Raw genomic sequence first — 14,281 nt, forward strand, 5'->3', positions numbered from 1 at the left:
CGCCGTCCGTCGGGCGCACGAGCGCCCCGGGAACTGGGGGGTTCCGAGATGCAGTGGTCCAGGAAGTTCGGTGTCGGAGCGGTGGCGGCGTTGTTGCTGTGCACCATGTCGCCCGTGTTCGCCGGTGTCCAGCACGACCGGGTGGCGTCGACCAACCCGTCCGACTCGGTGCCGTTCGTCCTGGACGGGGCCGGTGTCTTCGGGACCGCCACGGTCGGCAACACGACCGTGGCCGGCGGCAGCTTCACCCAGGTGCGCCAGCGCAACGGCACCACCCTGGGCCGCACCAACATCTTCGCGTTCAACTCCAGCGGCACCGTCAGCACCACGTTCCAGCCCAACATCGCCACCCGCGTCTGGGACGTGATCCCGGCCGGTGACGGCCAGACCGTCTACGTCGGGGGACAGTTCACCAACGTCAGCGGCGTGGGAGCGACCAACCGGGTCGCCCGGATCAACGTCAACACCGGTCAGGTCGTCGCGACGTTCGACTCACCGGGCTTCGACAACATCGTCACCGACCTGCACCTGGCCAACGGCCGGCTGTACGTCGGCGGCTACTTCAAGACCGCCGGCGGGCAGCCGCACGTCGGTCTGGTGGCCCTCAACCCGACGACCGGGGCGCTGACCGACCACCTCGACCAGGTGACCTTCACCGACGTCTTCCGCGACACCACGACCGCCTCGATCCCCACGGGCAACCGGGGCGTCGGCGTGGAGCGCTTCGCGATGACCCCGGACGGGTCCCGGCTGGTGGCGATCGGCAACTTCCGCAACGTGTCGGGCCAGTCGCGGGTCCAGGTGGCGATGCTCGACACCAGCGGCGCACAGGCGTCGGTGACCGACTGGTCGACCAACCGGTACTCGACCACCTGCCACCAGAACTTCCCGACGTACACCCTCGGCCTGGACGTCTCGCCGGACGGGCAGTACTTCGTGATCGGCACCGGCGGCGCCTTCAACGGTGGGGTCAACTCCGGCACCCTGTGCGACACGATCGCGCGCTGGGAGATGAACCGCTCCGGGCCCAACCAGCAGCCGACCTGGGTCGACTACATGGGTGGCGACACGACCAGCGCCGTCCACGTCACCGGTGCTGCGGTCTTCATCGGCGGCCACTTCCGGTGGGCGAACAGCCCGTTCGTCGGTGACGCGGTTGGTCCCGGGGCCGTGGGCCGCAAGGGCATGGCGGCGCTGGACCCGCGCAACGGGCTGCCGTTCATGTTCAACGCCGGCAAGCTGCCCCTGAAGTGGGGCGTGAACCGCTTCGAGTCCGTGGCTGACGGACTCTGGGTCGGCCACGACGGCGACACGCTCGGCAACGAGACGACCGGGCGGATGGGCTTCCTGCCGCTCACCGGCGGCAAGGTGCTGCCGCCCGACAACACCGGCTCGCTCCCGGGCAACGCCTACACCGTCGGCACCACGAACGTGCCGACCGGGCCGAGCCCGTACCTGTACCGGGTCAACACCGGTGGACCGGCCATCCCGTCGAGCGACGGGTACGCCGACTGGTCCGCCGACCAGGCAGGGTCCAACCCGCTGCGCACCAGCGGCAGCAACGCGTCGACCTGGACCCAGGCCTTCACCCGGACGGCTGCCGTGCCGGCGTCCACCCCGACCGAGGTCTTCAGCGACGAGCGGTGGGACCCGAACGGTGACCCGAGGATGGAGTGGAACTTCCCGGTCGACCCGGGTCTGCCGCTCCAGGTCCGGTTGTACTTCGCCAACGGGTACAGCGGCACCAGCCAGGTCGGCCAGCGGGTCTTCGACGTCGCCGTGGACGGCACGACGGTCCTGGACAACTACGACATCGTGGCCGACGCCGGCGCCCACTCGCGCGGCACGATGCGGGCGTTCGACATCACCAGCGACGGCAACGTGGACATCGACTTCTCCCACGTCGTCGAGAACCCGCTCGTCAGCGCGATCGAGATCGTCCGCACCGACATCACGCCGGTCGACAACAGCACCGACGACGTCTTCCGCACCGCCCTCACCGAGAGCGCGGCGACGTCCACCACCCAGGTGCCCAACGGTGGGGTCGACTGGAGCAGCGCCCGCGGCTCGTTCATGGCCGACGGCCGGCTCTACACCGGCTGGGCGGACGGCACGTTCACCTGGCGGCCGTTCAACGGGACCACGTTCGGGACCGTGAGGAACATCAACCTCTACGGCCTGACCGCCTTCTCCTCCGAGCTCGGGGCGATCCGCGGCATGTGGTTCGACGGGACGACCGGTCGGATGTACTTCACGCTCCGGGGCCAGAACCAGCTCTACTACCGGTACTTCACGCCGGAGAGCACGGTCGTCGGTGCGGTGCGGTTCACGGCGCCGAACACCGGGTCCGGGATCGACTGGAGCAGGGTGACCGGTGGCTTCCTGGCCAACGGCAAACTCTACTACGCCAGCAACAGCGACGGCAACCTGCGCTCGGTGCAGTGGCAGGACGGCAACGTCGCCGGAGCCAGCACGGTGATCAGCGGACCGACCGTGGACGGTCGGAACTGGGGGAGCGGAAGCCTCTTCCTCCACGCACCGTGACCTGACTCCCGGCCGGTGCGGCGGTAACCCCACATGCTGCCGCACCGGTCCGGGGTCCACCCGTTCTCCTCATCCGACGTCGTGGAAGGACGCCGCATGTCCCAGAACTACGCCCCCGTCCGTGGGGTGGAGATGCCCCGGCCCGTCCGGGCCGTCCGACGAGCCACTCCGAGGCCGGCGCAGCTCGCCGTGAAGTCGGCCGTGCGGTTGTACGGGTCCCGGACCGGAGCCAGGCGGCCCCTCCCGGACTACCTCATCATCGGGGCCAAGAAGGGCGGCACCTCCTCGCTGACGAACTGGCTGATCCAGCACCCGGACAACCTGCGCATGTTCCCGTCCTTCCAGCCGCTGAAGAGCGCCCACTTCTTCGACATCAGCTTCCACGAGGGCGTCGACTGGTATCGGGGGCACTTCCCCACCGAGGGAGTGCGGGCCCGGCACCCGGGAGCCGTGGTGGGCGAGGCCAGTCCCTACTACATGTTCCACCCGGCGGCCGCGGAGCGGGCGCGGTCGGTCGTGCCGGACGCCAAGATCATCGCGGTCCTGCGCAACCCCGTCAGCCGCGCCTACTCCAACTACTGGGACCGGGTGGCGGCCGGGACCGAGACCCTGCCGACCTTCGAGGCCGCCCTCGAGGCCGAGCCCGACCGGTTGGCGACCGTCGACCACGACCGGTTGCGCACCGACCCGACGTACTACTCCCTCGAGCACGACCAGTTCACCTACCTGGCCCGCGGCCGGTACGTCGAGCACCTCCCGGTCTGGCTGGACACCTATCCCGCCGACCAGGTGCTGGTGCTGCGCGCCGAGGACATGTACGCCGACCCGGCCGGGGAGTTCCTCCGGGTCCAGCGGTTCCTCGGCCTGCGGGAGTGCCCCGAGGTCGACCTCAAGACCTACAACGAGCGGTCGAAGCCGCCGATCGATCCCGGGACCAAGGCCCGGCTCGCCGAGTACTACCGGCCGTACAACGAGGCGCTCTACGAGCGGCTCGGCCGGGACCTGGGCTGGAACTGACCGAGGGAAACGGGGGGAATCACCATGAGGGTCAGCGTCGCGCACGACTACTGCACGCAGCGAGGGGGAGCTGAGCGGGTCGCGCTCACACTCCTGGAGGCGTTCCCGGGATCGGAGCTCCTCACCTCGCTCCACGAGCCGGACAGCACCTTCTCCGGCTTCGGGGACCACCACGTGCGCACCTCGCACCTGCAGCGCTACGGCGCGCTGCGGCAGGACCCGCGACGCGCCTTCCCGCTGCTCGCGGGGGCCTGGGACCGGATGGTGGTCGACGACGTCTCCGCGGTCGTGTGCAGCAGCTCCGGCTGGTCCCACGGCGTCCGGATCGCGCCCGGCGTTCGCAAGGTCGTCTACTGCCACAACCCTGCGCGCTGGCTCTACCAGGCCGACGACTACTTCCACGACCGCTCGCGCCACGTCCGGCTCGCCGCGCGGTCGCTCTCACCCCGACTGCGTCGGTGGGACCGGAGGGCGGCCGAGACGGCCGACCTCTACATCGCCAACTCGACGACCGTCGCGGGACGGATCAAGGCGGTCTACGGGATCGACGCGGTCGTGGTGAACCCGCCGAGCGCCCTGGACCCGGCGGACCCGCAGGAGGCCGTGGAGGGGATCGAGCCGGGGTTCCTGCTGAGCGTCGGCCGTGGGCGCGGCTACAAGCACATCGACGTCGTCGCCGAGGCGGTCAGCCGGTACGGAAAGGCCCGCCTCGTGGTCGTCGGGGGCTACGACGGGGTCGAGGCGCTCCCGCACGTCACCCGGCTCGAGGACATCACCGACGCCGAGCTGCGCTGGCTGTACGCCAACGCGGCCGCGGTCGTCTCGCTGTCCCACGAGGACTTCGGGCTGACCCCGGTGGAGGGCTTCGGGTTCGGCACGCCCGCCGTCCTGCTGCGCGGCGGCGGCTTCCTCGACTCCATGGTCGAGGGCGTGACCGGGGTGTTCGCCGAGGCGCCGACCGGTACGGCGTTCATCGAGGCGCTCGAGCAGCTGCCCGGCTCCTACGACCCGGTGCGGATCAGGCGGCACGCCCTGAACTACACGACGAGCACCTTCCAGCACACGATCGCCGGGCTGCTCGCCGGCGAACGCGTCCAGGTCCGCATCGCCTCCTGACCCTCGGCGCGTCCCTGCACCGGGCTGCTCCCGCTCGGTCAGGACGACGCGGTGATGTGCTCCATCACGGTGAGCGCCTGCGTCTCCCAGGAGAAGCCGGCGGCCCGGGCGAGGCCGGCGGTCTGGAGCTCGCTCCAGTGGGCCTCGTCGTCGACCAGCCGACGCACCTGGCCCACCATCGACGCCACGTCGGTCGGGTCGCAGTAGGCCACCGCGTCGCCACACCGCTCCCGCAGGCTCGGGATGTCGGCCGCGACGACGGGGCAGCCGAACCGCATCGCCTCCACCGGCGGCAGCGGGGAGGCCTCGTAGTGGGAGGGGAACAGGAACACGCTGGCGCGGCGGTACTCGGCCTCGATCAGGTCCGGGTCGTTGACCTGGCCCAGGAAGTGGATCCGGTCGGCGAGCTCGGCCGGCACGCTCACGCCGGACGCCTCGAAGGAGGCACCGGTCGCGCCGACGAAGACGAAGTCGAGGTCGGTGGTGCGCACCAGCTCCACGGCGGCACGGGTCAGGCCCTCGGCGTTCTTGCGGCGCGTGAGCGAGCCGACGTACAGGCAACGGCGGTCGCGGACCGCGCGCGTGGGCACCTCGTCGTGCCCGGGTGACCGGCTGGCCCGGCCTGAGCCGGGTCGGGCGCGGTCTGCGCCCTCGCCGCCGCCGTTCTGGACGGCCACCAGGCGGTCCGGGCCGATCAGGCGCGGGTGCTGCTGCAGGATGGCCAGACGTTCGCTCAGGGACACCGTGAACACCCGTCGGGAGCGGCTCAGCACGAGCGGGATCATGGTGCGGTACAGCGCCCGGAAGCTGCGGCTGTAGGCCTGCGGGAAGTACGCGTAGGACAGGTCGTGGACCATCGTGTGCACGGGTGCGCGACCGGCCAGCAAGAGCGCCAGCGGCGCCAGGTTGCCCAGGCAGAGGAGCGGGTCGGAGCCGACCAGGCGCGGCAGCTCGAGCTGCTCCCACGCGTGGGAGGAGAGGCGGCCGGCCCGCCGGAGCTCGATGGCCTTGAAGTCCGGGTTCGTGACGAGGGTGCCGCGGGCCGGTGCCCACACCACCACCTCGAGGCCGGGGAACCGACCCGCGTCGAGCAGGGCGTCGAGGGCGTGGACGAACTCGATCGCGACGCGCTGCACCCCGGTCACGTCCTGCAGAAGGAAGCGACCGTCGATGGCGAGGCGGGCGGGCACCCCGCGCGACCCGGGCCTCACGGGACGCGCGAGCCGCGGGGCGCGGCGAGCCAGTCGGGACGGCCGGTCTGCGCCGGCAGCACGAGGGCGAGTCGGGCGAGGTCCTCGGCGAAGGTGGGGGCGAGGGCCCGCCGCACCTCGTCGGGAACGGCGTCCCGGCGCAGCATCCGGGTCTTCACCGCCTCCCGGAACCGCCAGGTGGTCAGCATCCGTCCCGCCCGGCGCAGGGCCTCCTGGCCCTGGGCGCGCCACATCGCCTCCTGCAGGCGCCGGTAGCGGGGGGTCCCCGACGCGTTCACCCGTGGGACGTCGTCACCGAGACCCGCGAGCAGCGGCAGGCCCAGGAACCCGAGCACCTCCGCGAACGTGGCCGCGTAGTCCCGCTCCAGGTCGTCGTGGAACCACACGCCGAGGTGGCCCGGACGGAGGCTCTGCCGCAGCGTCTCGAGGGCGTCGGCGTACCGGCTCATCGCGGTGTAGTGCCACAGGTGGTGCCAGTGGTCCGCGCGCCTGCGGGGCTCGTCGGCGACGGCGGCGAGGAAGTCGGACTCCGGCTCACGGCCCTGGGCCCGCAGGTACTGGAAGCTGGACCAGGCGCGCGCGACGGGGTCCCGCAGCAGGACGACGACCCGCGCGTCCGGGTTGATCCGGAGCAGCTCCGGGACCGCCCGCTGGTGGTAGTAGAGGGTCGAGACCGACCCCTCGCCGAGGGCGAGGTGGCGCGAGTCGGTCGGGAAGAGGGCGCGGTACGCCGCCTCGTCGGTGACGGCCGCCAGGTTGATCGACTCCTGGTCACCCGGGCCCCGGAACTCGGGGCGGCTCCCGTGCAGGGCCAGGTAGTGCGGTTCCTTGGGGCTGGTCACGAAGACGTCGGGGTGCTCTCGCAACCCCTCCACGAGGCCGGTCGTGCCAGCCCGCCCGGCACCGGCCACCACGAAGGTGGGCACGCCACTGGCCATCCGTCCCCCTCACGGTCGCGCCACCCCACCACGCGTTGCATGGCCGCCACGGCTGTCGTGTGGAGTCCAGCCTCGCGAGCGCGCGCGGGACCGTCATCACCGAAATGGGGGAGCAGGACCTCAGCCCGGGGCGCTGCCTAGACCAGCCACCCGCCGGCGGAGCAGGTCCCGCCCCCACCCGCGGCGCTGCTGGTCCGCCTGCGGGGTGCCCTGACGGTCGAGCAGGAACCGCAGGTTGACGTCCAGGAGGTAGGCGGCGACGACCAGGTCCCGCGCCTCCGGCCCCAGGCCGACGTGCCGTTCCAGCCCGTCGGCGGCCAGGGTCAGCCACCTGGCCTCCGCCGTGGGCCCGGTACCGCTCGCGACGCGCAGCTCCTGGGCGAGGTAGTGGACGAGGTCGAAGCCCACCGGCACGTCCTCGCCGAAGTGCTCCCAGTCCCAGAGGAGCACGCGTGACCCGGCGCGCGCCATGTTCCACGGGGTCCAGTCGCCGTGGGCAGGACCCAGCCGGACGGGCAGCTGCCCGGAGGCCTGTGCGAGCCGATCCACGTGCGACCGGAGCTCGGCGGTCGTCGTCGGGTTGGCGAGCTCGTCGAGCTGGAGCAGCACCCGGGACCACCACGCGCTCCCCGCGAGGGTCGAGGTGCGGGCCCCTCCCGACTCCGCCAGCTCTCGCATCGCCGCGACCGGAGGCCCGTCGTCGACGACCGGGCGTGGTGGCAGCAGCGGCGTGACCAGCAGCACCTCGAGGTCGCGCCAGGCCTCGTGGTGGACCACCCGGGAGTGGACCACGTGCGTCAGGTCGAGCTCGGCGACCCGGGCCAGCGCGGCCGCCTCGGCGGTCACGGACGAGCGCCCGCGCTCGTCGATCCCGACCTTGCCGAAGGCCCTCGTGGCGCCGTCCGCGTCGAACAGCCGCACCACCAGGCTGCGGGCGTGCTCCCAGCTCCCCAACCGGATGGCGACCTCGCAGTCGGCGCCGACCATCTGGACGAGCGCGGACACCAGCGACCCGTCGGCAGGGTCCGGGACCCGTAGCCGGCGTACGGGCAGGCGGTGGGCCGCGCCGGTCCGGTGGAGAGCCGCGAGGATCCGGGCCGCTGCTCCCCGGACGCCGGAGTCGTTGGGTCCGACCAGCGCGGCGGCGGTCGTCGGCCCTCGTGCGGGCAGCAGCCACCGCGGGGTCGTGAATCGGGGGAGGACCATCCAGTCCGAGGTGCGGTCCGGCGCGTGCGGACGGCGCGTCACCGCGACGGCGTCGCTGCCCCACACCACGCCCGCGGTCTCGACCAGCACCGTGGGGGGTCCGGGGCGCGAGCCGCCCCGGACGCCGATCGGCGCGGGACGCAGCCCACGTGGCCTCGACGCCATCGATGCACCCCCCACCAAACGTCCGGTTCCGTTGTCGCACCCCGGCTCAACGGGCAGACTAGGGGACGGGCGCCGGACGTGGTCACGAATCCCGTGGTCTGCTGCCGGTGCTCCCTCGCCACTGGGCTCCAGCGCGCGAGGTCGGGGGGCTGGAGATGGGGGAACTGGTGCGGCGTACCCGCGACGCGAGCGTGCTCGCACTGCTCGTGGCCCTGACCGCGGGCTGTCAGGGTCTGGCGCCGTCGTCGTCCCCCGAAGGACTTCCGCTGAACGCCTCGCCGTCGCCTTCCTCCTCCGACCCCGGCGCCGGTCCGGCCACGTGTCCCCGCCCGGGGGAGTGGACGATGGAGGACCCGAGGATCACCGAGTCGAGCGGGCTCGCGCGGAGCACGGTCCATCCCGGGGTCCTCTACACGCACAACGACCGGGGTGGCGCGCCGTCGGTCTTCGCCGTCGACGGCAGCGGCACCCGGGCCGTGCTGCGGCTCGACGTCGCCGCCACCGACTGGGAGGACATCGCGACCACGTCCGACGGGATGATCTGGGTGGCCGACACGGGCGACAACGACGGGGTGCGCGAGTCGGTCCAGCTGCACGTCGCCGAGGAGCCGGACACCCTGGTCAGCTCGACGCTGTCCGCCACGACCTACGACCTGCGCTATCCCGACGGTCCCCACGACGCGGAGGCCCTGCTGGTGGACCCGGCGGACGACCGCGTCTACCTCGTCACCAAGGACGAGGAGGAGGGAAGGGTCTACCAGGCTCCCGAGGAGCTCGACCCCGAGGGTGTCAACGAGCTGCGCCGCGTGGGGACGGCGCCGGCCAACGTCACCGGCGGCGACTTCTCCCCCGACGGCCGGCTGGTCGCCCTGCGCAACCAGGGCAAGGCGTACTTCGCGACCGAGCCCGGCGGAGCCACCACGGAGCTCACCCTGCCGTCGCAGCCCCAGGGGGAGTCGATCACGTTCACCAGCGACGGGCTGTTCGTGCTCGTGGGGAGCGAGGGCGTCGACAGCACTATCCGGTGCATGCCGACGCCCCGTGGGATCGAGGACTGACGTGGCGACGAAGCGGCAGTCGCCCCGCGAGACGCTGCTCGTGGTGTGCCGCGCGAACCTGATCCGGAGCCCGATCGCTGCGGGGCTGCTCCGCCGACACCTCACCGACGCCGGCCTGGCCCACGTGCGCGTCCGGTCGGCCGGGGTACAGCCGGGGTCGGATGCCGTGTCGATCGAGGACGTCGCGCGGATCGCGGAGGAGCGAGGGGTGGACCTCACACACCACCGGCCTGCCGCGGTCACGGCCGAGCTCGCGGCCCGCGCCTCAATCGTCCTGACCATGACCGAGGGGCAGCGGGCGCGGGTCACCCGGCTCGAACCGGGCGTCACCCCCCGGACCTTCACGCTGGTCGAGCTGGTCCGGCTGACCAGCACCCCCGACTTCGCTCCCGCGCCGACCTGTGACGACCTGGCCCGACGGGCCCACCTCCTCCGGCCGCTGGTGGCACCAGCCCCGGCGCCCGAGGACGTGCCGGACCCCCTCGGCAAGGGCAGGCGCTACCTGCAGGCCGTGGTCGACGACCTGGGTCGCCTCTGCGAACAGGTCGCCGCCCTGGTGGCGGCGTCCCCGCCGGTGACGACCGACCCCTCAGCGCCCACCGGTCCCTGAGGCCTCCGGCGTCCGGGCCTCCGACGGAGCCGGCCCGGGCTCGGGCTCGAGCGCCGGACGCGCGCGGCGACGGTAGCCGTAGCCGCGCGTGGAGTCGCCGATCCCGTTGTAGACCAGCCCCACGGAGCGCACGGTGACGTGCCGCAAGGACTCCCTGACCGCCACCAGCTGACGGCGTCGGGAGACCCGCTCGCGGGTCACCACGATGACCATGTCGCTGTGGGTGGCGAGCTCGAGGGTGTCGGCTCCCGTCAGGAGGGGCGGACTGTCGATCACGACCAGGTCGGCCCTGGCGGTGAGCTCGCGGAGCAGGAGCTCCATCCGCGGCGAGCTCAGCAGGGCGACCGGGTCGGGTGCCGACGTACCGGCGGGGAGGAAGGACAGGTTCTCCACCCCGACGTCGACGAGGTAGCGGGACGCCTCCGCGCCCTGCTCGATCAGCAGGTCGGAGAGTCCCGGAGGATCACCGAGTCCGAAGCGGAGTGCGCACGACGCGCGGCGGAGGTCGCCGTCGACCAGGACCACGTTCAGCCCCAGCCGGGCCGCGGCGACCGCCAGGTTGCAGCTGGTGACGGTCTTGCCCTCACCCTCCTGCCCCGACGTGAGGAGCACGAGCGCTCCGTCGTCCTTGGTGAGGGTGGCGAGCATGAAGCGCATGTTGACGCCGAGCCGCTGGTACTCCTCGCTCGCCGGCGACTGGGGGTCGAGCAGGGTGACCAGCCGGTCGCGGTAGGCCCGCTCGGGCCACTGGGGGACCCGGCCGAGGACGACGGCGTCGAGGGCCTGGCGCACGGCCGTCTCCTCGTGGACGACGTCGTCGAGCCGGTCACGGAGGAGGGCTGCCCCGACGCCCAGCACCAGGCCGACGAGCGTGCCGAGGATCAGGTTGAGCAGGGTCTGCGGCGAGATCGGGTCGTCGGGCACCTCGGCGGTGCGCAGCAGCCGTCCCCCGGACGCCGCGGTGGTGAGCGACTCGGTGAGCGCCGTGGTCTGGGTGTCGATCTGGGTGAGGCTGTTGAGCAGGGTGCGCTTCTCCAGCTGCAGCTCGAGCTGTTGACCGGAGCCTTGTGCGAGCAACGTGTTGACCTCGGCGAGCCGTGCCTCGATCTCGGCCTGCTCCTCGGCGAGCCGGTCGCGGGCCTGGTCGTAGCTGCCGACGGAGTCCTGCTCGCGGAACTGCAGGTACGACGTCGCCACGAGGTTGGCGGTCTCCGCCGCGCGCTCGGGATCGGCGTCCTGCGCGGTGATCCGCAGGATCCGGCTGGTCCCGACCGCCTGCACCGTCACGACCTCGGACAGGTCGGGCGTGGAGGACATGCCGAGGCGCTGCTGCACCAGGCGGGCCACGGGCAACGAGGTGACGACCTCGGTCTGGGTCGCCACCTCCTCGGCGTCGATGGTGGCCCCGGTGGCCGCCTCCATCTCGGCTGCGGTGGGCTCGAGCAGCACGTCGGAGGAGGCGATGTAGAGCGGGGTCGCGGCGAGCGAGTAGGCCAGCGCCAGCCCGACGCACACCACCACCACGAGCGTGAGGGAGCGCCAGCGCCTTCGCAGCACGCGCGCGTAGTCGCGCAGACCCAGTCGGTCTGGTGCGACAGCAACGTCTTCGGTCATCAGCGAACCGCCCCCAGGATCCCCCCGTTTGGTGCAGTCTAGGCGGAGTGAGCCGATCGCGTGGGGGAACGCCCGTAAGTGGGGCGATGGTGTGGTTCGCCGCCTCGTACGCCGGCGCCGTGCTCGGCTTCCTCGGGGTGAACGCGGCCGCGGGTCGCTGGCTGGGGCCCGACGACTTCGGCTTCTTCATCGGGACGCTCGCCGCAGCGGGGCTCTTGAGCCAGCTCGGCCTCGTGGGGTCGCACCGCTCCGGACTGCGCGAGGTGGCGCGGCTGCGGGACGTCGACGACCCGGAGGCGATGGCCGTGCTCCGCAACGGGGTCCGCGCCGTGAGCCTCACGACGCTGCCCCTCGCGGCCCTCGCCGGGGCGGCCGGCGTGTGGTTCGCCGCCGACGACGCCGGCACCCCGACCCGGGTCGCCCTCGCGGTGGCCCTGCTGCTGCTGGTCGTCCTCGGCGGGCAGCAGCAGCTGTGGGCCAACTACGTCCGCGGCCTGGGGCACGTCAGGTTCGCGAGCATGCTGGAGGGCCGCTCCGGTGGGGCCCTCGTGGCCGGGCTCCAGGCGGCCTGCGTGTTCGTCGCCTGGTGGGCCGCTCCGCAGTGGGGACTGGCCGGCGCGCTGCTCGCCGTCGCCGTCGGGTTCGTCGTCCCGGTGGTCTCGGCGCGGGCCGTGGTCCGGCGCCGGTGGCGCGGCCTGTCCGGACCCGAGCCACGGCTGTGGCGCGACCTGCGGCTGACCGTCCGGCGAGACTGGCGTTTCCTCAGCGCCCAGGTGGCGACGTTCCTCAACCTCAGCACGGAGATCTGGATCGCGGGCCTCCTGCTCACCCCGGTGGACACCTCCATGTTCTCCGCCGGCCAGCGGCTGGCGCTGCTCCTCGTGCTGCCCCTGACGGCGCTGCAGGTGGTCCTCGCGCCCGTCGTCGCCCGGGCCGCGGCTGCCCACCTCGACGACAACTCCCTGGAACGGCTGCTGCGCACGGGAGCGACCGTCGCCACGGCGCTCTCGGTGACGCTGGCGCTGCCCCTCTTCGTGGCCCCCGGCCCGGTGATCGAGCTGGTCTACGGGCCGGGCTTCTCCGCGGCCGTTCCGGTCCTGGTGCTGGTGTCCCTGGGCTCGCTGGGCAACGTGGCGACCGGGATGGCGGGCACCACCCTGTCGATGCTGGGGCGCGAGGACGTCGCGGCCAAGGTCCAGTGGCAGGGCGCCGTCCTGCGGTGGGTGGTCGGCGTCCCGGCCGCGCTGACGTTCGGTCTGCCCGGTCTGACGGTCTCGGCCTTGATCGTCTCGGCATTTGTGTTCACAGTGATGTGGTGGCGGACGCGACGGGCCGTCGGGGTCGCCACGCACGTGACGCTTCGTCCTGAGCTCTCGCTCCTGCGCAGGACACCGGGCTAGGGGGGACATGGAGCTCACACTGGCCATCGTCCTGGCCGCGATCCTCTACTTCAGCCTCCTCGTCACGTGCGCGGTGTGGTTCTCCCGCGGGCCGACCGACCTGGTGCTGTTGTTCGTCCTCGTGTTCTGCCTCTTCTACGGCTTCCGTCCGCTGCTGTTCATCCTGGGCCTTGACGTGCCCTACCCCACGGAGCTGTTCTTCCCCGAGGAGCTGCCCCACCTCCTGACCCGGACCCTCCTCGCCCTGACCCTCTACGTCTTCGCAGCGGTCGTCGGGATCGCGGCCGTGACCCGCTCGGGGACCCGCGGCTGGGCGCCGTTCATGACCGACCGCGAGACCGACCTGCGGCGCGCGCTCACGGTGACCCTCGTGCTCACCGGGATCAGTGCGCTGGTCTCGGCGTACCTGATGGCGCGGTACGGCGGGTTCGGCGGCGTGATCGTGGCGAGCAAGTACGACAAGGCCCTCGCCGGTCTCTACGCACTGCGGTCGGTCTCCGGCATCGGGGCGATCGTGGCGGTGACGACGTTCATCGACATGCGCCGGCAGGGCGCCCCGTCGCGTTTGCTCACCTGGGGCACCCTGGTGTGCGCCTTCGCCAACGCCTTCTTCGTGTTCATGTGGGGCAGCCGGGGCGTGCTGATCGTCGTCGCCGCCACCCTGGTCCTCGGGCTCCAGTCGAACCGGCAGCGCAGGCCGCACGCACCCCGGGAGCGGGTCCTGGTCAGGCTCCTGGTGGCGGTGGTCCTGGTCATCGTCGCGGCCAGCGGCCTGCGGCTCGCCCGGGACACCCTCAGCCACGGCGAGGTGCAGGAGAACTACGCCGCGTCCAGCGCGTGGCGACAGGCCTCCGTGGGCACCAACTCGATCTACTTCGACGCCGCGATGCTGTCCTTCCGGGACTGGCCCTCCCGCTACCCGCTCCGTCGGGGGGAGGACTTCTACAACGGCGCCGTGGGCGTGGTCCCGCGGGTGATCTGGCGTGACAAGCCCGAGGCCATCCCGCCCGGCAAGTGGTTCCGGCAGGTCTACGAGCCGCGGAAGCTCAACGGCTGGCCGATGGGCTCCGCGGGCGTGTGGTACCTGAACTTCGGCTGGTGGGGGCTGCCCCTGGGGGGCCTGATCTCCGGCCTGGTCATCGGCATGCTCGCCGCGGCCCAGCGCCGGAAGCCCCGGACCGGGTTCAACAGCGGGGTCGCCGTGATCACGGCCGTGTTCGTGCTGCCCCTGGGCTGGGACAACCAGGTGCTGATGAAGTTCGTCATCTGGCTCGGACCGATGTGGCTGCTGTCGTACTACCTCGCTCCCCGGATCCGCACCCGCGCCGGGCCGTCGAGCAGGCCCGCCTCGGCGCAGGGCGGGGTGCCAGCCGCCCCACCGTGAGGTCGAGCCCGGTCGATC

At 72.3% G+C, this 14,281-nt stretch carries 11 protein-coding genes; 7 read left to right on the plus strand and 4 right to left on the minus strand.

Features of this window, described 5'->3' with window-relative positions:
* The first annotated feature begins 48 nt into the window (after positions 1–48).
* The 3 genes from ACQ1X7_RS03430 to ACQ1X7_RS03440 all read left to right on the plus strand — a co-directional run bounded on the left by ACQ1X7_RS03430 (position 49) and on the right by ACQ1X7_RS03440 (position 4,677).
* The gene (locus tag ACQ1X7_RS03430) at positions 49–2,544 is read left to right on the plus strand and encodes a malectin domain-containing carbohydrate-binding protein (protein WP_432476747.1); all 2,496 of its coding nucleotides are present in this window, start codon (positions 49–51) and stop codon (positions 2,542–2,544) included.
* Between the two features lie 96 nt (positions 2,545–2,640).
* Positions 2,641–3,561 (plus strand): sulfotransferase domain-containing protein, encoded by a 921-nt coding sequence (locus tag ACQ1X7_RS03435; RefSeq protein WP_432476748.1) that lies wholly within the window; start codon positions 2,641–2,643, stop codon positions 3,559–3,561.
* A gap of 24 nt (positions 3,562–3,585) precedes the next feature.
* On the plus strand, positions 3,586–4,677 hold the full coding sequence (locus tag ACQ1X7_RS03440; RefSeq protein WP_432476749.1) for a glycosyltransferase: 1,092 nt from the start codon (positions 3,586–3,588) through the stop codon (positions 4,675–4,677).
* Positions 4,678–4,715: 38 nt separating this feature from the next.
* On the opposite strand, the gene ACQ1X7_RS03445 is transcribed toward ACQ1X7_RS03440, so the two are convergent.
* From ACQ1X7_RS03445 to ACQ1X7_RS03455, 3 genes are all read right to left on the minus strand, one after another.
* Entirely contained in the window at positions 4,716–5,867 is a 1,152-nt protein-coding gene (locus tag ACQ1X7_RS03445; RefSeq protein ID WP_432476750.1) for a glycosyltransferase family 4 protein, read from the minus strand.
* 17 nt (positions 5,868–5,884) lie between these two features.
* Positions 5,885–6,826 (minus strand): sulfotransferase family protein, encoded by a 942-nt coding sequence (locus tag ACQ1X7_RS03450; protein ID WP_432476751.1) that lies wholly within the window; start codon positions 6,824–6,826, stop codon positions 5,885–5,887.
* Between the two features lie 120 nt (positions 6,827–6,946).
* Positions 6,947–8,197, minus strand: a complete 1,251-nt coding sequence (locus tag ACQ1X7_RS03455; RefSeq protein WP_432476752.1) for a hypothetical protein — start codon at positions 8,195–8,197, stop codon at positions 6,947–6,949.
* Between the two features lie 344 nt (positions 8,198–8,541).
* Here ACQ1X7_RS03455 and ACQ1X7_RS03460 point away from each other — a divergent pair, with 344 nt between their 5' ends.
* Positions 8,542–9,255 (plus strand): hypothetical protein, encoded by a 714-nt coding sequence (locus ACQ1X7_RS03460; protein ID WP_432476753.1) that lies wholly within the window; start codon positions 8,542–8,544, stop codon positions 9,253–9,255.
* A gap of 1 nt (position 9,256) precedes the next feature.
* Positions 9,257–9,865 (plus strand): hypothetical protein, encoded by a 609-nt coding sequence (locus ACQ1X7_RS03465; RefSeq protein ID WP_432476754.1) that lies wholly within the window; start codon positions 9,257–9,259, stop codon positions 9,863–9,865.
* Here the strand turns inward: ACQ1X7_RS03465 and ACQ1X7_RS03470 are convergent.
* A complete protein-coding gene (locus tag ACQ1X7_RS03470) occupies positions 9,845–11,479 on the minus strand; it encodes a polysaccharide biosynthesis tyrosine autokinase (RefSeq protein WP_432476755.1) in 1,635 nt (544 codons plus the stop codon). The two genes, ACQ1X7_RS03465 and ACQ1X7_RS03470, sit on opposite strands and share 21 nt — an antisense overlap.
* Positions 11,480–11,565: 86 nt before the next feature.
* Between ACQ1X7_RS03470 and ACQ1X7_RS03475 the strand changes: the two genes are divergently transcribed.
* Positions 11,566–12,879, plus strand: a complete 1,314-nt coding sequence (locus tag ACQ1X7_RS03475; protein WP_432476756.1) for a lipopolysaccharide biosynthesis protein — start codon at positions 11,566–11,568, stop codon at positions 12,877–12,879.
* 7 nt (positions 12,880–12,886) lie between these two features.
* A complete protein-coding gene (locus ACQ1X7_RS03480) occupies positions 12,887–14,263 on the plus strand; it encodes a hypothetical protein (protein WP_432476757.1) in 1,377 nt (458 codons plus the stop codon).
* The last annotated feature ends 18 nt before the right edge of the window (positions 14,264–14,281 follow it).

Origin of the sequence: Nocardioides sp. GXQ0305, assembly GCF_050880345.1 — a bacterium.
Taxonomy (GTDB): Bacteria; Actinomycetota; Actinomycetes; order Propionibacteriales; family Nocardioidaceae; genus Nocardioides.